Annotated in this window: 18 protein-coding genes, 1 tRNA gene and 1 pseudogene; all 20 read right to left on the bottom strand. The window is 49.2% G+C overall.

Features of this window, described 5'->3' with window-relative positions; all coding sequences use genetic code 11:
• Positions 1-36 precede the first annotated feature (36 nt).
• Positions 37-822 carry a c-type cytochrome gene (locus IPH59_04680; GenBank protein ID MBK7091006.1) on the bottom strand — a complete coding sequence of 262 codons (786 nt, stop codon included), beginning with the start codon at positions 820-822 and terminating at the stop codon, positions 37-39.
• Positions 823-907: 85 nt separating this feature from the next.
• A complete protein-coding gene (gene folD / locus IPH59_04675) occupies positions 908-1,804 on the bottom strand; it encodes a bifunctional methylenetetrahydrofolate dehydrogenase/methenyltetrahydrofolate cyclohydrolase FolD (protein MBK7091005.1) in 897 nt (298 codons plus the stop codon).
• Positions 1,801-2,622, bottom strand: a complete 822-nt coding sequence (locus IPH59_04670) for a TIGR00282 family metallophosphoesterase (protein MBK7091004.1) — start codon at positions 2,620-2,622, stop codon at positions 1,801-1,803. Before IPH59_04670 ends, folD begins: the two co-directional genes overlap by 4 nt.
• A 9-nt stretch (positions 2,623-2,631) precedes the next feature.
• The gene (rny, locus tag IPH59_04665; GenBank protein MBK7091003.1) at positions 2,632-4,197 is read right to left on the bottom strand and encodes a ribonuclease Y; all 1,566 of its coding nucleotides are present in this window, start codon (positions 4,195-4,197) and stop codon (positions 2,632-2,634) included.
• Between the two features lie 102 nt (positions 4,198-4,299).
• Complete coding sequence (locus IPH59_04660; protein MBK7091002.1) at positions 4,300-4,605, bottom strand: cell division protein ZapA; 306 nt, start codon at positions 4,603-4,605, stop codon at positions 4,300-4,302.
• 97 nt (positions 4,606-4,702) lie between these two features.
• Entirely contained in the window at positions 4,703-4,969 is a 267-nt protein-coding gene (locus IPH59_04655; protein MBK7091001.1) for a hypothetical protein, read from the bottom strand.
• Positions 4,970-4,979: 10 nt separating this feature from the next.
• Complete coding sequence (locus IPH59_04650) at positions 4,980-7,361, bottom strand: phenylalanine--tRNA ligase subunit beta (GenBank protein MBK7091000.1); 2,382 nt, start codon at positions 7,359-7,361, stop codon at positions 4,980-4,982.
• Positions 7,362-7,373: 12 nt separating this feature from the next.
• Complete coding sequence (pheS, locus tag IPH59_04645; protein ID MBK7090999.1) at positions 7,374-8,387, bottom strand: phenylalanine--tRNA ligase subunit alpha; 1,014 nt, start codon at positions 8,385-8,387, stop codon at positions 7,374-7,376.
• Positions 8,388-8,389: 2 nt separating this feature from the next.
• A complete protein-coding gene (gene rplT, locus IPH59_04640) occupies positions 8,390-8,740 on the bottom strand; it encodes a 50S ribosomal protein L20 (GenBank protein MBK7090998.1) in 351 nt (116 codons plus the stop codon).
• Between the two features lie 34 nt (positions 8,741-8,774).
• Positions 8,775-8,972 (bottom strand): 50S ribosomal protein L35, encoded by a 198-nt coding sequence (rpmI, locus tag IPH59_04635; protein ID MBK7090997.1) that lies wholly within the window; start codon positions 8,970-8,972, stop codon positions 8,775-8,777.
• Positions 8,950-9,480 (bottom strand): translation initiation factor IF-3, encoded by a 531-nt coding sequence (locus IPH59_04630; GenBank protein MBK7090996.1) that lies wholly within the window; start codon positions 9,478-9,480, stop codon positions 8,950-8,952. The genes rpmI and IPH59_04630 overlap by 23 nt, the downstream gene beginning before the upstream one ends.
• A 161-nt stretch (positions 9,481-9,641) precedes the next feature.
• A pseudogene (gene thrS, locus IPH59_04625) lies at positions 9,642-11,576 on the bottom strand (threonine--tRNA ligase).
• Between the two features lie 50 nt (positions 11,577-11,626).
• Positions 11,627-11,703 (bottom strand) — tRNA-Val (locus IPH59_04620).
• Between the two features lie 85 nt (positions 11,704-11,788).
• Positions 11,789-12,394, bottom strand: coding sequence for a sugar transferase (locus IPH59_04615; protein MBK7090995.1), 606 nt, complete (start codon positions 12,392-12,394; stop codon positions 11,789-11,791).
• A gap of 27 nt (positions 12,395-12,421) precedes the next feature.
• Positions 12,422-13,582 (bottom strand): DegT/DnrJ/EryC1/StrS family aminotransferase, encoded by a 1,161-nt coding sequence (locus IPH59_04610; protein MBK7090994.1) that lies wholly within the window; start codon positions 13,580-13,582, stop codon positions 12,422-12,424.
• Between the two features lie 136 nt (positions 13,583-13,718).
• Entirely contained in the window at positions 13,719-14,615 is an 897-nt protein-coding gene (locus tag IPH59_04605) for an HDOD domain-containing protein (protein MBK7090993.1), read from the bottom strand.
• A 9-nt stretch (positions 14,616-14,624) separates the two neighbouring features.
• The gene (locus IPH59_04600) at positions 14,625-14,990 is read right to left on the bottom strand and encodes a hypothetical protein (protein ID MBK7090992.1); all 366 of its coding nucleotides are present in this window, start codon (positions 14,988-14,990) and stop codon (positions 14,625-14,627) included.
• Between the two features lie 9 nt (positions 14,991-14,999).
• Positions 15,000-15,452 carry a hypothetical protein gene (locus IPH59_04595; protein MBK7090991.1) on the bottom strand — a complete coding sequence of 151 codons (453 nt, stop codon included), beginning with the start codon at positions 15,450-15,452 and terminating at the stop codon, positions 15,000-15,002.
• A gap of 7 nt (positions 15,453-15,459) precedes the next feature.
• A complete protein-coding gene (gene fliS / locus IPH59_04590; GenBank protein MBK7090990.1) occupies positions 15,460-15,897 on the bottom strand; it encodes a flagellar export chaperone FliS in 438 nt (145 codons plus the stop codon).
• A gap of 4 nt (positions 15,898-15,901) precedes the next feature.
• Positions 15,902-18,253 (bottom strand): flagellar filament capping protein FliD, encoded by a 2,352-nt coding sequence (gene fliD, locus IPH59_04585; GenBank protein ID MBK7090989.1) that lies wholly within the window; start codon positions 18,251-18,253, stop codon positions 15,902-15,904.
• Between the last annotated feature and the right edge of the window lie 2 nt (positions 18,254-18,255).

Below are 18,255 nucleotides of genomic sequence, written 5' to 3'. Positions count from 1 at the left end.
CGCTTGTTCTGGCAGACAACAATCTGTGCGGGTCCCCTACTCCGTCTTCACTCCGAGAGCTTCAAGTCCGCGCTTGGCGCGTCGGTTCTTCGGATCAAGCTCCAGAGCACGTTTGTATTCGGTTATCGCCTGGGTGGTATCCCCGGTCGATAAGTACAATTGCCCCATCGCCCACTGATTGAATGACGACTTCGGATTGAACTCCTGATTCAGTTTCAAGAGACTTAGCGCATTTTTGCTGTCTTCCTCAGATATGTCATAGGCAAGATGCACCAGGACTCCTTCACTGAAGTCAAATGTCGCACTGCCGTAGTATTGTTCCCTCAGTTCACGATAGGTCGAATCAGCAGCAGCCATGCCCTTCTCAGCCAGAGCCTTGGAAAGCAGATCTGTAAGCTGTATTGGCTCAGTCTGACCCCGATGGCAAGTCATGCATTCGACTGCCACTAATGGAGCTTCGAGTCCGGTGGCATTTGCCAAATACGTTCCGTTGATATCTCTGGTCATCTTCATCATAGCACGGGCAACCAGCTTTTCTTTCTTGGCATCCGAGGCAAAATCCATGTCGCGGCTGTTGGGATCCTTGCTGGGAGAATGGCAAAAATCGCAGCCCACTCCCAGCGCGTTCGTGAACTTGCCCATCTGATCAATAAGTTCATCGTGCGATATCGTGCTGTCCAACACCTGCAGATTGGTCGGTTTAGGCTGCTGGCGCTGCTGTGCCTCGCCTATGGCAGGCATGATAACGACTGTCACAGCACAGAATGCTGCGATAACGTAGCTCCGAATAGACCATAATTTGATTGCCGAACGGGAGTCCATTGAATTGTTCCTTTCAGATTGCATGGATTTCAAAAAGTCAGTTTATGTGCTTGGAGTCGTTGAATTTGCAGACCGAACCTGAAGCCTAATTTGTACCCAAAGCTTCAGCTTGAAGCCGTGCCGCCATCACTGTGTTGGTCAGCAGCATTGCGATTGTCATCGGACCGACACCTCCCGGTACCGGCGTAATCCAGGACGCCTTCGCGGCACACGATTCAAAATGACAATCGCCGACAACACGGTAGCCCTTTTCAACGCTGGCGTCTTCGACACGGTTTATTCCGACATCGATGACAACTGCCCCATCCTTGAGATTCTCTCCGCGCAGGAATTCCGGCTTGCCGAGTGCAGTGACAACAACATCGGCGCGCTTGGTGTGTGCAAATATGTCGCGGGTCGCAGAGTGGCAGATTGTAACGGTGGCATTGGTAGCCGGCCATTTTTGCATCATCATTGCAGCGAGCGGCTTTCCGACTATGTTGGAGCGCCCCACAATGACGACCTCTTTCCCCTTCATCTCAATCTTGTAACGCTTCAATAACTCGATCACGCCAAACGGTGTGCATGACTGGTAACGCGGCTCACCGATTAACAGTCGCCCCACATTATCCGGGTGAAAACCATCGACGTCTTTGATAGGATCGATCCGCAAACACGCAGCGAACTCATCAAGATGCTTTGGAATTGGGGACTGGAGCAATATGCCAGAAATTTTCGGATTTTGATTTAGCGAATCCAAGAGTTCGTAAAGCTCTTGTTGAGTAGTCTCGGCCGGTCGTTTAATGACTTCGGAGTAGATTCCAACCTTCTTGCAGTTCTTTGCTTTTGAGGTTACGTAAATCTCAGATGCAGCGTCATTCCCGACCAACACAGCGGCTAAGCCCGGAACGATTCCCTGCTTGGCCAAGGCTTCAACTTCGAGCTTAAGCTCATCCTTGATTTGTTTGGATGTCTCGTTGCCGTCAATAATCTGCGCGCTCATGGTTCCTTGTCATCAGAAAGCGAGGCGTTGGTTCCGTCCGGGGCGTTCAAAGAGTACCGCTCGATGCTGATTGCCTTGCCCGTTTGGTCATCCACCTCGGCGATGATTCCCTGCATCTTGACATCATCCATCGCTACTGAGAATTTATATGGCATCCCCGTCAAGAAGCGCTTAATCGCCGCATCGTGTTTCATGCCGATGATCGAATCATGCGGTCCGGTCATTCCACCATCCGTGATGTAGGCTGTACCGTTCGGCAAGATTTTTTCGTCTGCTGTTTGGATATGCGTATGTGTGCCGACTACTACCGACACCCGGCCATCAAGATAATAGGCCAACGCCTGCTTCTCCGACGTGGTCTCGGCATGAAAGTCGACGAACACAATATTGGTCTGTTTGTTGAGTACCGCAAGTTCACCATCCGCAGTCTTGAACGGACAGTCTATGTCTTTCATATAGACACGACCCTGTAGATTGATTGTCGCTATTGTGCGACCATCGGCGAGCTTGTCGATGTAAAGTCCGCTACCCGGTGCTCCCGAAGGAAAGTTCGCAGGTCTAAGGAGTTTTGGTCCTCCATTGAGGTAGTCGCGGATTTCTTCGCGATCCCAAATGTGGTTGCCTGAGGTTTGCATGTCGATGCCGTACGAAAACATCTTTCTCGACATTTCTCGTGTTACACCGAATCCCCCGGCTGCGTTTTCAACGTTGCAGATTGTATAGTCGATCCGTTTTTCGGCTTTGAAGTCACGGAGCATCTGGGAGATGATCCATCTCCCAGGTTTGCCCATGACATCGCTTATAAAGAGTATCCGCAATTCGTCCGCCTACTTCGCGTACTCGATAGAACGCGATTCGCGGATGACTGTAACCTTGATCTGGCCCGGATATTCCATTTCCGATTCGATCTTGCGTGCTATATCACTCGCCAAAACTGAAGCACCGATATCGTCGATTTCATTATTCTCGACGATAACACGCACCTCGCGTCCGGCTTGGATGGCGTACGCTTTCGCTACGCCTTTGAATCCGTCCGCCAGCTCTTCAAGCTTCTCAAGCCGCTTGATGTAGCCTTCCAGCGGTTCACGACGGGCGCCAAGAGGCGCGCCAGAAATCGCATCAGCTGCCTGAACAAGAACATCGTACGGCGAAATATGCGGTATATCGTTGTGGTGCGAACCAACGGCATTGATCACATACTCGTGCTCGTTGTACTTGCGTAAGAACGCCATACCAATCTGGGTATGTGTTCCTTCAGTCTCGCGATCAATCGCCTTGCCGATGTCGTGCAAGAACCCTGCACGCTTCGCCAGTTCTGGATCGAGGCCAAGCTCTGATGCCATCAATGCACAAAGCATCGCGACTTCCTTGACATGTCCAAGCACATTTTGGCCGTAACTCGTTCGATAGTTGAGTTTGCCCATCAAGTTGATTACGTCATCATGTAGGCCATGCAGTCCAAGCTCAAAGCAAGCTTGCTCGCCGGCTTCGCGGACCATGATCGCCATTTCCTTCTGCGCTTTTTCAACGACTTCTTCGATTCTGGTCGGATGGATACGTCCATCAGTAACCAGTTTCTCAAGAGCCATTCTCGCAATCTCGCGGCGCACAGGATCATAAGCCGACAAAATTACCGCCTCTGGTGTATCGTCAACTATGACATCGACTCCGGTGAGAGTCTCAAAAGAGCGAATATTGCGACATTCGCGTCCGATAATACGACCTTTCATTTCATCGGTCGGTAACGGCACGACTGAGACAGTCGACTCAACAGTGTGCTCGGCAGCGCAGAGATAGATTGCCTGGATAATGAACTCCTTGGCTTCCTTCTCGGCCTGCATTTCTGCCCGCTCCTTGATCTCCTTAACCAATGCCGCAGATTCCATCTTAGCCTGGCCAATGAGATTGTCCATCAACACTTTCTTGGCTTCTTCCGCGGACATTTGAGCAATGCGCTCTAACTGCTTATTTTGATCCGCGACAAGCTGTTCAAGCTCCTTCTCTCGCTTCCCAATTCCAGTCTCACGATGCTGAAGGACCTTTTCTTTGTTGACGTAGTCTTTTTCTTTCTTATCGAGAATGTCCACTTTCCGATCGAGATTGAGTTCCCTTTCCGAAAGCTTCTTCTCTTGTTTTTGAAACTCGGTCTTCTTGTTTTGGAGTTCACGTTCAAAAGAGACTTTAGCCTTGTACCATTCGTCTTTGGCTTCCAGCAATGCTTCTTTTTTCTTGATCTCCGCGTCTCTGAGAGCGTCCTCGACAATCTTCTTCGCCTCATTCTCGGCGCGCTTGATTCTGCCGAAGGATGCCTTACTCGCCAGCAGATAGGTGACAACGACTGCAATAATGGCAGCGCCAACTATCCCAATGATGAGGAGGTAGTATTCCGACATGTTACTCTCCCGCCCGGGAAACAGAATATGATCCCGGACACGTTATATATTAAAAGAACGATTTTGGGAGAAGCTGACGTAGGGTAGGAGTTGGACGAGAAATCAACGCGACGGCTCGGAGGGCAATTTTGCCTCAAGCCACTCTAAAATAGTCTGCGTCTTTTCCTCAATAGTCTTCACTTCTGCAGAAGAGGCGCGACGCGCCCGAAACAACTCATCGGTTATGTTCATTGCTGCCAAAATGGCAACTTTCGACGCAGACTTATTGCCGTTACGCTGTGCGACTTCGCGCATCTTTGCGTCGAGATAGGATGCAACCTGAACAATATATGCAGAATCAGCATCCCCCCGAATCGGATAATCCTCGCCGTAAATGTTAACCGTCACAGTCTGTTTTTTATCTTCCATAATAGTGAATCAAGATTTCCAAACTTAGCTACGTTTTATTGCTAACCCAAAATCTATGTTCGTGTTACAATCAGGTTAAGATGTTTTACAAGATGTGTCAAGAAATTTTCAGTTCGGTCTGAAACTGATCTATCTTGTCAACAATGCGGGAAATTCGCTTCAACGCCACCTCATTTGTTGATTGAAGCGACTTCGTGAGCTTTGCATTCTCAGCGTTCAAGCCGCGAATCTCATGCTCCAACGCCGCTATTCGCTTTCGCAATTGCTGGCACTCGACCTCAATCGTCGTCTTTTCAGCTTCCAACTGCTCGAACTTAGAAACCAAGTCTGCAACTTTGGACTGTAGCTTTTCCAACGGATTCATATTCTACTTCCTATGAACGAAGCTCCGCGCCAAACTCGCGTCGAAGCGAGTCTACTATCTTATTAAATACGTTATCAATCTCACTGTCTGTTAAAGTTTTACTTTCATTCTGAAAAATAAGTCGGTAAGCAATCGACTTCTTGCCCATTGGAACTTGCTTGCCCCGATAAACATCCCAAACGATTACCTTTCTTAGGTTTTCGTCCGCTGATTGATTAATCACTTTAACGACAGAACCGCTCTGGACCTGCTCATCTATGACTACCGCGATGTCACGCTCAATGGCCGGAAATCGAGGGATCCCGACATAAGTTCCCGATCCGCTGCTTTGGTGGGCCAACTTCTCAAAGTCCAATTCCGCAACAAAAACGTCGGATTTGATGCTGTACGCTTTCAGAATGTTTGATGCAACCTTACCGCAGCGACCGATCAAATCTCCATTGATCGTAATCTCGAATGAACAGGCTTGATCGAAGATTGGATTGACCGCTGGAGCAATCTGGATTTTATGGCGGAGTGAATCGCCAATAACTTCGACGATTCCCTGGAGGTCGTGAAGTCCAAACTCCTGGGGATGAAATGCCCAGTTTTCGCCGATGTCAGTCCCTGAAAACGCCAAACCTATGCGTTTGCTTTCAAGCGGAGCATCCGTTCCCTGACTCGACATCACTGTACCAATCTCAAAGACTTTGACAGTCCGTACCTGATGACTGACATTCTGAGATACGACCCCAAGCAATCCAGGAAGTAGGCTCGGTCGCAGCCACTTGAGATCCTCAGAAATGGGGTTGAGGATTTCGACCGCCTTGGCATTCGGATCCAGCATTGTGATGAGTTTGGGATCGCCTATGCTGTTGGTTACGACCTCGAAGTAGCCCTGCCCTATCATGGATTGCTTTAAGTGTCGAGTAAAGCTCTCTTCGGCACTGCGAGCAACTACGAGATTGCCACCGGCTCGCATAATTACAGGAATTTTATCGTAGCCATAGATTCTGGCAATTTCTTCAACAATATCGATCTCGCGGGTAATGTCAGGACGAAATGTCGGAATCTCTACAGTGACATTCTTGCCGGGAGCGACTTTGAACTCAAGACCCTTCAAAATATCAATCATTGTCGGCGAGCTCATTTCGGTCTTGAGCAGTTGATTTACGCGCGATGGTCTCAGTTCGAGTTTCAGCGGTTCGATCTTGTTCGGATAGCTGTCAACCATACCGGTAGATACTTTCCCGCCCGCATATTTCTCCATTAGCGAAGCTGCTCTGTCGAGTGCAAATTGAATCACATTCGGGTCTGCACCGCGTTCGAATCGCGTTTGGGCTTCGGATGTCAATCCAAGATGCTTGCGACCGCGTCGAATCATAGACGAATTGAAGTAGGCGCCTTCAAGAAGGATGTTGGTGGTCTTGTCGGAGACTTCCGAGAATTGTCCGCCCATGATTCCCCCGATCGCGACTGGGGCTTTGCCGTCTGTGATCAGAAGCACATCCTCGCTTAGCTTGCGTTCAACTCCGTCTAGTGTAGTGAACTTTTCTTCACCTTTTGCGCGCCTTACTACGACTTTGGGTTGTGAGAAATTGTCAAAATCGAAGGCGTGAAGCGGTTGTCCGCACTCAAGCATTACATAATTTGTAATGTCGACGATGTTATTGATACAGCGGATACCTGACGCCAGTAACCGCTGCTGAATCCACCAGGGTGATCGACCAATCTTAATTCCACGAATCATTCGTGCTGCATAGCGTGGACAGCCTTCGGAATCTTCAATCTCAATTTCAACTTGTGACACAGCTTGCTCGGCTGTCTCCTTTATTTCGACGACCGGCCGCTTAATTGGTGAGCCGGTTACGGCAGACACTTCCCTTGCAATTCCAAATGCAGAGAGACAGTCGGCTCGATTGGGAGTCAAGTCAAAACTAAGAATGTGATCTTCAAGATTTAATGCTGTCGTCAAGTCGGCACCTGACTTTATTGCGGGATCAATCTCCATAAGTCCAGAATGATCATCGGAAAGACCAAGTTCAGATTGACTGCACAACACACCTTCCGAAATCACACCGTATTTCTCAATACTCTGCACCGTTACATTGCCGGCAAGAACTGCACCCGGTAATGCCAAGGGTGCTTTCATGCCGATTCGTACATTTGGTGCGCCACACACGACCGTCAGTTGTATATCGCGACCCAACTCGACTTTGCAAATCTTCAGATTGTCTTTGCTTGGATGCGGGTCACAGGTCACAATCTTGCCAACGACAACATTCTCAAGATTGGCCGCCAATGATTCGACACTTTCAACGGCCGTTCCAATTGAAGTCAGTTTAGCCGCCAACTGCTGCGGGTCGAGATCAAACTCGACAAGTTCTTTTAGCCAGTTATATGATACTTGCATTTCTGTGCCTTGCTAAAACTGGGTGAGGAAGCGCAGGTCGTTTTCAAAGAATAAGCGAATGTCATCGATCTGATGACGCAACATTGCGATGCGCTCGATTCCCATTCCAAAGGCGTAACCTGAGAATTCTTCCGGGTCATAGTTGACCGACGCGAATACGTTTGGGTCTATCATCCCACATCCCAAAATCTCCAACCAACCTTCGTGCTTGCAAATGCGACATCCTTTGCCGCCGCACAAGAAGCAGGAGATATCTACCTCAGCCGATGGTTCGGTAAATGGAAAGAAACTGGGACGCCAGCGCATTTTGACATCACTTCCGAAGTATGTTTGCGCAAAGGCATTGAGTACACCCTTGAGGTCAGCGAATGTAACATCGTGGTCGACGTAGAATCCTTCAAGCTGGTGGAATACGCAATAGGAACGAGCACTGATCGCTTCTTGGCGGTAAGTTCTTCCCGGAGCAATGATTCGCACCGGCGGTTTCTTCTTCTCAAATTCACGAACCTGAATAGGCGAAGTATGCGTTCGCAGCAGCAAATCTTTAGACACATAGAATGTGTCTTGCATGTCGCGAGCCGGATGATCAGGCGGAAAGTTGAGTGAACCGAAATTGTAGTATTCAGTCTCAACTTCCGGTCCAAGGGCGATTTCAAAGCCCATTCCGTGGAATATGTCGGTGATCTCGTTTAAAGTCTGGGTGATTGGATGGAGTTTACCGTTGGGATAGCGCTTGCCCGGCAGAGTATAGTCGACTGTTATTGGGGATTTCGAGCGTGTTCCACCGAGTTTTGACTGTGCTTCGACCAACAGCTGTTCGATTTGAGCCCGCAACTCGTTCGCTTGTTGACCGACCATTTTTCGCTGTTCGGGGGCAACATCAGCGAGCCCTTTAAGCATGGCCGTGACAATACCCTTTTTCCCAAGGTACTTAACACGGAATGCTTCGACCTGCTCCGGAGTCTGGCAGGCAGCAATCTCATTCTGCGCCTGGGCCAGTATGCCCGTGGCCGATGAATCGGACATGGTTAAGCGCTTTTTGCGAGTTCGGTCAGCTTGACAAAGGTGGCGTTATCGCGAACTGCCATATCAGCAAGAACCTTGCGATCAAGCTCAATACCGGCCCGCTTTAGGCCGTTCATGAACACTGAATAGCTCACGCCAGCCATGCGACAACCAGCTGATATGCGGGTAATCCAAAGACGGCGGAAGTCGCGTTTCCGATTGCGACGATCACGATAAGCATAGGTTAGACCCTTCTGTACGGTCTCCTTAGCGGTTCTTAGAAGCTTGCTGCGGCCATGGAAGCCTCCTCTTGCCCGTTTCAGTACTTTCTTGCGGCGGGCACGAGAAGCTACGTTATTTGTTGCGCGTGGCATACTATCTCAACTCCTTATCCAAGTTCTAATCAGATTAACCGTACGGAAGCAGGTACTTCAGCTTCTTCTGATCCGCACTGCTAACATAGGCGGACTTACGCAATTGTCTCTTGCGCTTCGCTGATTTCTTGCTGAGGATATGCCGAGCAAATCCCTGTTTATGTTTGATCTTGCCGCTCGCCGTTTTCTTAAAACGCTTTGCTGCAGCTCTATTCGTTTTCACCTTCGGCATCGTCTGTTCCTTTATGCTTCTGAGGCTCATTCTTCGGATTTACGACCATCGAGAGCGTCGAACCTTCCATTCTTGCCGGAATCTCGATTACGGCGACATCCGCCAAATCGGCGGCCAGACGGTCCATTACTCTCTCACCAAACTCTTTGTGCGCCATTTCGCGTCCGCGGAATTGCACCAAGACCTTCACCTTGTGACCTTCCTTAAGGAAGTCAATAACGTGTCGTGTCTTGAACTGATAATCATGCTCGTCGATCTTCGGCCGATACTGCATTTCCTTCATAGTGATCGCATGTTGCTTTTTCTTGGTGACACGCGTCTTCTTTTGCAGTTCGTACTTATATTTGCCAAAATCGAGGACTTTGCAAACCGGCGGCCTTGCCGTCGGTGAAATCTCGACTAAGTCGAGTCCGCGACTCATCGCCAGTTCAAGAGCATCTCTGGTCTGCATCACACCAACTTGCTGGCCATCATGGTCAATCACCCTAACCTCGGGGATGCGAATCATCGCGTTTACTCTGATTTCTGGCTTTCTCTTGCTTATTACCTTACCTCCGGCGCAAAATATTACTTCCCGCTACCTTAGCAGAAAGTCTGTAATTATACAAAACGTCGCCCCATCTGCCAAGTAAAAAATGAAGCTATTGGCTATCAATCGAATAGAAGAAATTAGCTGACCAGCTGCTTTGGCAGTTCTCGCGAGCGAACTTCATCGTTAAATCGCTTAATTATGTCCTCTAAGGCAAAAACACCGACGTCCCCTTCGCCGTGATGCCTTAGACTCACCTGACCGCTTTCAGCCTCTTTTCCGCCAAGAACCAGCATATACGGTATCTTGGCCGTTTCCGCTTCGCGAATCTTGTAACCGATCTTTTCAGATCGATCATCCAGTTCCGAGCGGATTCCTGCGGCTTTGAGCTGTTTTTGGACTGCAATGGCATAATCCATCTGCTTGTCCGTAATCGGAATCACTTTCGCTTGCACCGGCGCAATCCACATCGGGAAGTACCCGCCATAGTGCTCAATCAGCACGCCAAAGAACCGCTCCAGCGAGCCGAGGATGGCTCTATGGACCATGTATGGTTGTTTAGCCTGACCGTCGGAATCAATATAGGTCATTTCGAAACGCTGCGGCAGATTGAAATCGAATTGTACCGTCGTGCACTGCCACTCGCGTTGCATGGCATCGCGAATCTTGATATCGATCTTGGGACCATAAAACGCGCCACCACCGGCATCAACGTCATATTTCATATTCCGTTTATCCAGGGCCTTGCGCAATGAACCTTCGGCAGTCTCCCAGAGTGACGGGTCACCGATCGCCTTTTCCGGTCGAGTCGACAAATAGATGTGGTAGTCATGAAATCCGAATGAACCGAGAATATGGACGGTCAAGTCGAGAACTCCAAGTACCTCATCTTCCAGTTGCTCTGGAGTGCAGAAAATGTGCGCATCATCCTGAGTGAATCCGCGTACGCGGAATAAACCATGAAGTACACCACCGCGTTCATAGCGATATACCGTACCCAACTCCGCCCACCGGAGCGGCAGTTCACGATATGAATGCAGATTCTGCTTGTACATCATGATATGGAATGGACAATTCATCGGCTTGATCTGGTACTTGTCGTTGTCTACGTCCATTGGCGCGTACATGTTCTCTCGCTAGAACCCGGTGTGACCCGAAGTCTCCCAAAGGTGCAGGCGCGCAATGTGCGGTGAGATAACGAGATCGTAACCATGTTCAAGATGGGTGTTTTTCCAGAAGTCTTCTATCAAGTGGCGCATCAAGGCACCTTTTGGCATCCATAATGGCAACCCACCGCCGGTTTCCTCGGCAATCGTGAACAGTCCAAGCTCTTTGCCAAGCTTGCGATGGTCGCGCTTCTTTGCCTCTTCAAGGCGCTTGATGTAATCATCAAGCATTGCCTTCTTCGGATAGGAAACTCCGTAGATTCGCTGGAGCATCTTGTTCTTTTCGTCGCCCCGCCAATAGGCACCGGCGACAGATAGCAATTTAAACACCTTTATCTTCTCAGTGGTCGGCAAGTGCGGCCCGCGACAGAGATCAATGAAATGGTCGTGCTTATAATATGAGATCGTCTGGTCCTGCAGTCCATCGATCAGCTCAATTTTAAACGGTTCGCCTTCCTTGTTTGCACGGCGAATTGCCTCCTCGCGGGTCACTTCTTCGCGTTCAAACTTATGATTACCGGCGACAATCTCTGCCATACGCTTCTCGATGCGAGCCAAGTCTTCGTCAGTAAATGGCTTTTCAGCATCAAAGTCATAATAGAATCCCTCGTCAATTGGAGGACCAATTGCGAGCTTGGTGCCGGGAAACAAATCCTGAACGGCTTCGGCCATTACATGCGCAGATGAATGCCAAAACACCCACTTCCCTTGTGGAGTATCAAACGTGTGAACCTTGAATTCGCCGTTCTTTGGCAACGGTCGCGCAAGGTCATAGATCACGTCATCGATAGTGACTGCAAGCGCTTCTTGAGCCAATCGTGGCGAGATCGAGCTGGCTACTTCGTAGCCGGTAGTGCCGTCAGGGAAAGTCTTAATCGTTCCGTCGGGAAATTTCAGTTCCAGAGCCATGTCTCCATCAGTCCTTGTAACAAAAATAGCCTCACAATCGAGGCATTGAATGGTGGGCGATATCGGGATCGAACCAATGACCTCCTGCGTGTCGAGCAGGCGCTCTAACCAGCTGAGCTAATCGCCCACAATACTAGGGCATCTATCTTATACCCGAACCTCGTATTTGTCAAGAAGTTTCAACAATTTGTCGCTTCCGCCACTCGCTCGTTTCAGCGAGAGTTTCCTTCAACCGGTCGGAATATTGCCATGATCGTCTCGCCTATGATTGCGAGATCGCTGGCGAGATTACGGCGATTCTGGTATTCGAGCGAGATGGCTATCTTGTCTGGTAGTATGACCGACTTGTATGCTTCCACGGGATCGCTGTATTTGGCCAAGATTCTCTCTTCGTGACGGTATTTGATAGATGAAGGATCGGTTAAGCCCGGCCGGTATTTTAGTACTTCCCTTTCAGCCTGATCGTAAAGCGCCACATACTCAGGTGTTTCCGGGCGCGGCCCAACTATACTCATCGAACCAACCAGGACATTTAACAACTGCGGAAGTTCATCGATCTTTAAGCGCCGCAATACTCGACCAATTGGAGTAACCCGTTTATCGCCGGAAACGGTCAGATTTGAGCCAACCGAGGCATTCTTGGTCATAGTCCGAAACTTTACTAGTCGAAATACCTTCTGATTTCTGCCGACACGGTTTTGCAAGAAGAAGGGGCTGCCGAAGTCGGACAGTGTTACGACAATCAAGGTAACAATCCATATCGGCGTGGTCAGCAGTAGTATCGCGAGTGCGAATACGATATCAATGAGTCGCTGCACAAGCCATTAACCGGACGGAGTGCGTGTTCATTTCTTGCGACTGCGAGCGAATATTTTCTTGAAGCAATCGGCCACGTACTTGATCTCTTCCTCTGTAATATCGACAAACAGTGGAAGAGTAATTGCACTGCAATAGTGGTTGTAGCTGTTTGGAAAATCGCGCCGAGAATAATTGTAGTTTCTCTTATAGTACGGATGAAGGTACAACGGAATGAAATGCACGGAAGTTCCTACACCCAGAGATTTCAATTCTTCGATAACACGATCCCTGTACGATTCACCACCTCTGCGAAGCTTCACGATGTACAGGTGCCACGCATGTCTTCCGTTCTCAGGATCCTTAGGAATAATCAATTCGTCGAAACCACCAAGATACTTGACATAGAGATCAGCAGCTCTCTTGCGCGCTTTCTGCATCTTGTCAAAATTCTGAAGTTGAACCAATCCGACGGAGCTTGCCATGTCGGACAGATTGTACTTGTAACCTAACTCTCGGATTTGGTACTTCCACGAACCGGTGCCGGTGTAACGCTTCCAAGCGTCCCTCGACATGCCATGAAGTGAGATCATTCGTAGTAGTTCGATCTGCTTCTTGCTGTCGGTAGTAATCATGCCGCCTTCACCCGTCGTCAAGTTTTTCGTTGAGTAAAACGAGAAACAAGTGAGGTCGGGCGTCGAACCGACAATGCTACTTCCCGAATATGTTCCCAATGCATGCGCTGCATCGTGTATAACACGGACCTTGTGCTTTCGGCGAAGCGCATCAATCTTCTTCAGATTCGATGGGTAACCAGCTATATAGACCGGCACGACTGCCTTTGTACGAGGGCTAATAGCAGCCTCTACCTTGCTCAAGTCAATATTGAAAGAGTCTTCTTCGGTATCAACGAACACGACTTTTGCGCCACATTGAATAATCGTCTCGGTAGTCGCCACGAACGTGTAGGGAGTCGTAATGACCTCATCTCCCGGTTTCACGCCAGCGGCAATCAACGACAGGTGCAGAGCCGCCGTACATGAGTTAACCGCTACCGCATACTTGGCGCCAACATACTCAGCGAACTCGGACTCAAATTGATGCGTAACTTTGCCGGTTGTGAGCCAGCCGCTGCGCATGGTCTCAGTAACTTTGTCTATTTCTTGCTTTGATATTTTTAGCCGGTAAAACGGTACGGAAGTCACTTTCACAATATGCAGTCCTTATCCAATTTGGCAGAATTCGATCAAGGAGCAGTAGCTCCGGAACTGCCGATTAGAATACGACTGCCCACTTGGGTTGTAAAGCTAAAACTGTGATTGGGAATTTCGCTGCCGTCGCGAGCGCTTATGTCATTGCCAGTTGCATGAACGTGCTGCTGGCAGCGTACTCCTCGCGCAACTTGCTGCAGAAAGCTTCGATGACTTCCTCAGTCAATTCCAAGTCCGAATGGACTTCCGGAAGGAGGTCAGCCCAATCGTCGTACTGAGGCATCTTCGTACCAAAGGTACGCTTGGCGAGATAGTTTGCAACATGAATAATGATGGAGTACACGCGGCTATCTTCAGTGTCCTGCATTGGAAAATGATGAAACTCTATCGCTCGTTGAATGGCAACCGGTAGTTTCCAATTGGCAGCCAGCATTCGGCCAATGTGAGTGTGGGCATGTCCAACCGAAGCCATCTCGGCCTGGTAGTCGGACGTTTGACGTTCCTGCCTGTACTCCAAAGTGAGCTTGTATTCATCAGGGAGAAAGCAGCACGTTATCAATTTGCCGATATCGTGAAGCAGTCCTGCGGAAAATGCGACTTCGGCATCAAGGCCGCGCGCAACCCGATGATACTGCGCAACGATTCGTGCAGCAATTGCAGTTGAAAGTGAATGGCGCCAATATGCCTCTTGGAACTCTGGATCGAGCTTGTGCGACTTAAACATGTCGAATACCGACGATGACAGTACCAGTGACTTGATAGCTTCCAATCCCAGTACCAGAACAGCTTGGCGTATGCCCGTAATTTCGCTGCGTGCGCCGTAGAATGCGGAATTCGACAGCCTGAGCACCTTGGCGCTCATGGCAGCATCTTCAGACATGATTGCTGCAACATCACGAACGGAGGTCCGTGGATTGTTAATTATCTTAGTGATTTGATTGAATACCAACGGCGGAGAAGGCAGATTTGTAATGCTGCTGAGTTTCCGGCGAAGTCGTTCTTCCTGGGAGATTGTCTGCTGTTCAGTAATCATGTTCGTATGCTATTCCTTTAGCGCAAAAACCAATCGATCGATGATCGCCGCCACTACCTGCGGATCGTCATATCCCTTGCTCTGAATCATCTTTTTAGCGTGTTCGATCTTCTCGCTCCGAAGTGGAACTTCTGCACCCGGCCTGCCCGGCCGATAGTTGTCTGCCGGCTGGATTTCGAGCGTCGTTGCCTTCTGCTTCGACGTGACCTTATTGCTAGATACAGCCTGAGTAGCGGAACTCTTTCCAGCCTTGTTCAGGGCTTCCGCTGACAGTTCTACGGAGTCGCCCTTACGCCGACTCGTCTTTTCCTTTTTCTTTGCCATTTGCTCCCCGCGCAGCATTGTCTCGCTGCTTAGGACACGGTTAATCTTCATCGATTGCCCCTAGTTCTTCTTATCGACATAGATCGGGGAATTTTGCGGAACTGTTAAATAATCAGTCACTTTCCTACCCTGTTGTAACTGAAGGAGCTGGTCCTTAATTGAAACATACTTGGCCGCCGCAATTTCTTCGTTTTCTTGGACCAGCTTAAGAGTCTTGGAAATCAGCGTAGTTATCGAGTTCACTAATCGACGCACTTCGGGCGCAGTGGCCGCAAGGCTGAATAGGTTCTTATTCTCATTCTTCAATTGACTGATAGTTGCTTCGGATTCGTTTATGCGCGTGACAATCCGCTCGACTTCACCGTAAAGGTCTACAATTTTCTGTTCCTTGTCATACTTGATGTAGTCACGCTGCTTGTCAATAATGATGAACAAGGATTGGTAAAACGAATACTCTTCCTTTAGCCCCGCAATTAAACGGGCTTCCAACTTGGTGACATCACTGTATTCCATCACACCCTCATATTTGGACTGAAACCGCCTGTTGCGCCGGTGTTTCCTGCGCCACGCTGCCTGAGACTCCCCCTTGCAGGTCTCGGGCATCGATGCCTTCCCAGCCCTCTTTTAATGTCGTCATAACGCCAATGATTCCGTCAAAGAGATCCACGCTCTTTGTTGCATTGAGCAGATAGATCTGGTTGATTAAGAACGCGTATAGCTCTGCAAGCTTCTCCGCAATTTCTCCGCCCTTTTCCATATCAAGAGTTGTATACAAATGGACTATAACTCGATGTGCTTTCTCAATCAACTCGCTGAAACCGTTAATGTCACCCGCTTCGAGCTTCTGACGAGACTCTACAAGGTACTTGATTCCGCCCTTGTAACACATCACAATCAAGTCTCGTTGACTGGCGCCGTTGACTTGGGCTCTTTGATAGGTCGCAAGTTGTTTGTTCATCACACTACTTTCGGTTATTGGCAACGATTTGACTGAAATTCTGCGATATTTGATCAAGCTGAGTCGAGAGATAGGATGACTGTTGATTGAGCTGTCCGATTAGGCTTTCCATCTCTTGGAACTTCTCGGTAAGGCGCTGGCGTTTCAACTCCATTCGAGCATTAAGGTCAGTAACCCGCTCTTCAATATCTTTTACCTGGTTTTCGAGAGCTTTCGTCCGACGCGCAATTGTGCCATCGACGCTCTTAGATATGGAATCGGCAAAGTCTTGCGCTAATGAAGCGACACCCCTGAACACTTTAATGGTAGCTTCACTTTCGGCTCTAACGTCTGATTGCGACAACTCGATTAGCAGCTTAAGCCCGGCGGTGTTGTTGTTGCCGTCATTTCCAGTTAGAACTTGACCGTTGCCAGTTGCTTTTTCCCCATTTATGGTGCCTGAGACATCGATTCCTGCAAAATTCTGGCCACCAGCCAACCCGAGAATTGCGGCAGCGGAATTGCCCGTTGACGTCTGCAGCTCGATTATCGACTTCTTACCATAGCTGCCAGAAGTCATCGTAAGATAGCCGTCGCTGCCGTTGTCAAAGGAACTTACTTCGACTCCCATTTTACCGATCTTCTTATCGGCATTAATTTTCTGCTGGATTTCCGCAGTCAACTCATCCCACGTTGCGTAGCTCTTCTCCGTAAGCGTGATCGTATCAGAAATGACACCATCCACTCGAAACGCCAAATTCTTGTTCGACGAGTTTATAACTATAGGCGTGGTCGCAGGATTCACTACCACAGCGCCGCGCAAATAGCCTTTTGCGGCTGCTTGTGCAATATTGACGGTGTACCCGTCGGCTGAAGTCTTTGTCTTATCACCCATCGCGACGAATGACACCTTGCCGCTGCTTGAATCTCCGGAAGCGGCGAATAGCTTTTGCACGTCCTCAATGTTGTTCTCAATTGCCGCCGTGAGCTTGCCGCGATCGACGACAGACAACTTACCGGTCGTACCGATCCTGATGCCAACCGAAGCCAGCATGTTGTATTCCGAATCAAGGCCTGCAATACGAGATGTGATCTTTCCACGCATTGAATCTTGAAGCATCATAAGTGTCCGATCACCAAAGAGAATGCCGGAATCTTCCTCTGCTTCGGGATCATACTTGAACTGCTCGTCTATCGAACCAAGGACGTCATTGAACTTGGTGATGAATGTGTTGATGCTATCTTCAATGCTTGATGTATCGCGATCGACGACAATGTTAACTGCGGTGTCTTCCGAAACTTTCGTGAGATTGAGGGTTATCCCGCCGATAACATCTTTTATGACGTTGCTCTCGCTGTTAATCGTAATTGGTGAGCCGCCGCCGTCAGTTGAACCCATCGTGATCTTTGAGTCTTGTGCCTTCTGGAGTAATGGAGCAAAAGTCTGTACCCGGAATGTATCCCCGGCAACTAACTGCCCTGCTGAGAAATTCAGTTTCAATCCGTCGCTACCAGCGCCATTCAATTCCACTTCGGTGTCGGCTGAACTCACCAATATGGAGCCGCTGTTAGTGCCGTCGCTCCAATTCAATGTAATGTCGCCTGATCCTACCGTTTGGCTTCCATTGCCGCCCACAGTGAATGTGTATACTTTGTTCTGACTTCCGGTATAGGAGGCAGTCGTACCTAATGTTGGATTCGAAGTCGCCAAAGAAGAGAATGACTGCTTCTCGACTTGATCAAACGATGAACTGCTGAAATTCAGATCTTTTGTGCCGGTCAAATTGGCACTGAAAGTAATTTTGTTCTTTTCGCCCGTCTTATCAGCGGACAGCATCAGCCGGAAATTGTTCGACTTGCTGCCGTCGTTTACAATCGTCGCAGTGACGCCAACTTTGGCATTGTTTATCGCTCGCCGGATTCCGTCGAGACTGGAGTTAGCCGAGTCTATGTTGATAGTCTTTGTTGAGCCATCTCCGACTGCAATCGAGATCGTTCCGGTTCCCAGGCTTGCTGCTTCCTGTTCGCTATAGCCCTGCGATGCGATCTGGTGATTCTGCGCCAACGCCGCGACGCGCAATGAGTAATTGCCCAGCGCTGCATTATCGCCGGCGATCGCGGTCAAGTATTCTTCCCCGGTGACACTCACCTTGGTCGCTGAGAAGGTCGAAGCTCGCGATAGCAGTCCGGCTTGCGTCTGAAACGCCAACATTTTCGTATTGATCGCTTGATACGTCGCCATCTGGTTGGTCTTGACGGTTTGGTCGTACTGCAGCAGGAGCACGTTTTGTTTTTCAAATGTAAGCAAGGCATCGATGATTGAGTTTGTGTCGAGATTCGACTTGATGCCTGATATGGCTCCTGATAGTCCGGCCATGT

This window comes from bacterium (assembly GCA_016708315.1).
In the GTDB taxonomy this organism is placed as follows: Bacteria; Zixibacteria; MSB-5A5; order CAIYYT01; family CAIYYT01; genus JADJGC01.
The sequence above is the reverse complement of the archived record's forward strand: the minus strand, read 5'-3'. Positions and strand labels throughout refer to the sequence as shown.

What these genes read in the sequence shown, in the direction of transcription:
- rpmI (MBK7090997.1), bottom strand. Translation starts at nt 8,972, where the DNA reads ATGCCGAAGGTGAAAACGAATAGAGCTGCAGCAAAGCGTTTTAAGAAA.
- fliS (MBK7090990.1), bottom strand. Translation starts at nt 15,897, where the DNA reads ATGAACAAACAACTTGCGACCTATCAAAGAGCCCAAGTCAACGGCGCC.
- fliD (MBK7090989.1), bottom strand. Translation starts at nt 18,253, where the DNA reads ATGGCCGGACTATCAGGAGCCATATCAGGCATCAAGTCGAATCTCGAC.
- IPH59_04600 (MBK7090992.1), bottom strand. Translation starts at nt 14,990, where the DNA reads ATGAAGATTAACCGTGTCCTAAGCAGCGAGACAATGCTGCGCGGGGAG.
- IPH59_04680 (MBK7091006.1), bottom strand. Translation starts at nt 822, where the DNA reads ATGGACTCCCGTTCGGCAATCAAATTATGGTCTATTCGGAGCTACGTT.
- IPH59_04605 (MBK7090993.1), bottom strand. Translation starts at nt 14,615, where the DNA reads ATGATTACTGAACAGCAGACAATCTCCCAGGAAGAACGACTTCGCCGG.
- IPH59_04650 (MBK7091000.1), bottom strand. Translation starts at nt 7,361, where the DNA reads ATGCAAGTATCATATAACTGGCTAAAAGAACTTGTCGAGTTTGATCTC.
- IPH59_04595 (MBK7090991.1), bottom strand. Translation starts at nt 15,452, where the DNA reads ATGGAATACAGTGATGTCACCAAGTTGGAAGCCCGTTTAATTGCGGGG.
- pheS (MBK7090999.1), bottom strand. Translation starts at nt 8,387, where the DNA reads ATGTCCGATTCATCGGCCACGGGCATACTGGCCCAGGCGCAGAATGAG.
- IPH59_04655 (MBK7091001.1), bottom strand. Translation starts at nt 4,969, where the DNA reads ATGAATCCGTTGGAAAAGCTACAGTCCAAAGTTGCAGACTTGGTTTCT.
- rny (MBK7091003.1), bottom strand. Translation starts at nt 4,197, where the DNA reads ATGTCGGAATACTACCTCCTCATCATTGGGATAGTTGGCGCTGCCATT.
- IPH59_04630 (MBK7090996.1), bottom strand. Translation starts at nt 9,480, where the DNA reads ATGATTCGCATCCCCGAGGTTAGGGTGATTGACCATGATGGCCAGCAA.
- IPH59_04660 (MBK7091002.1), bottom strand. Translation starts at nt 4,605, where the DNA reads ATGGAAGATAAAAAACAGACTGTGACGGTTAACATTTACGGCGAGGAT.
- rplT (MBK7090998.1), bottom strand. Translation starts at nt 8,740, where the DNA reads ATGCCACGCGCAACAAATAACGTAGCTTCTCGTGCCCGCCGCAAGAAA.
- folD (MBK7091005.1), bottom strand. Translation starts at nt 1,804, where the DNA reads ATGAGCGCGCAGATTATTGACGGCAACGAGACATCCAAACAAATCAAG.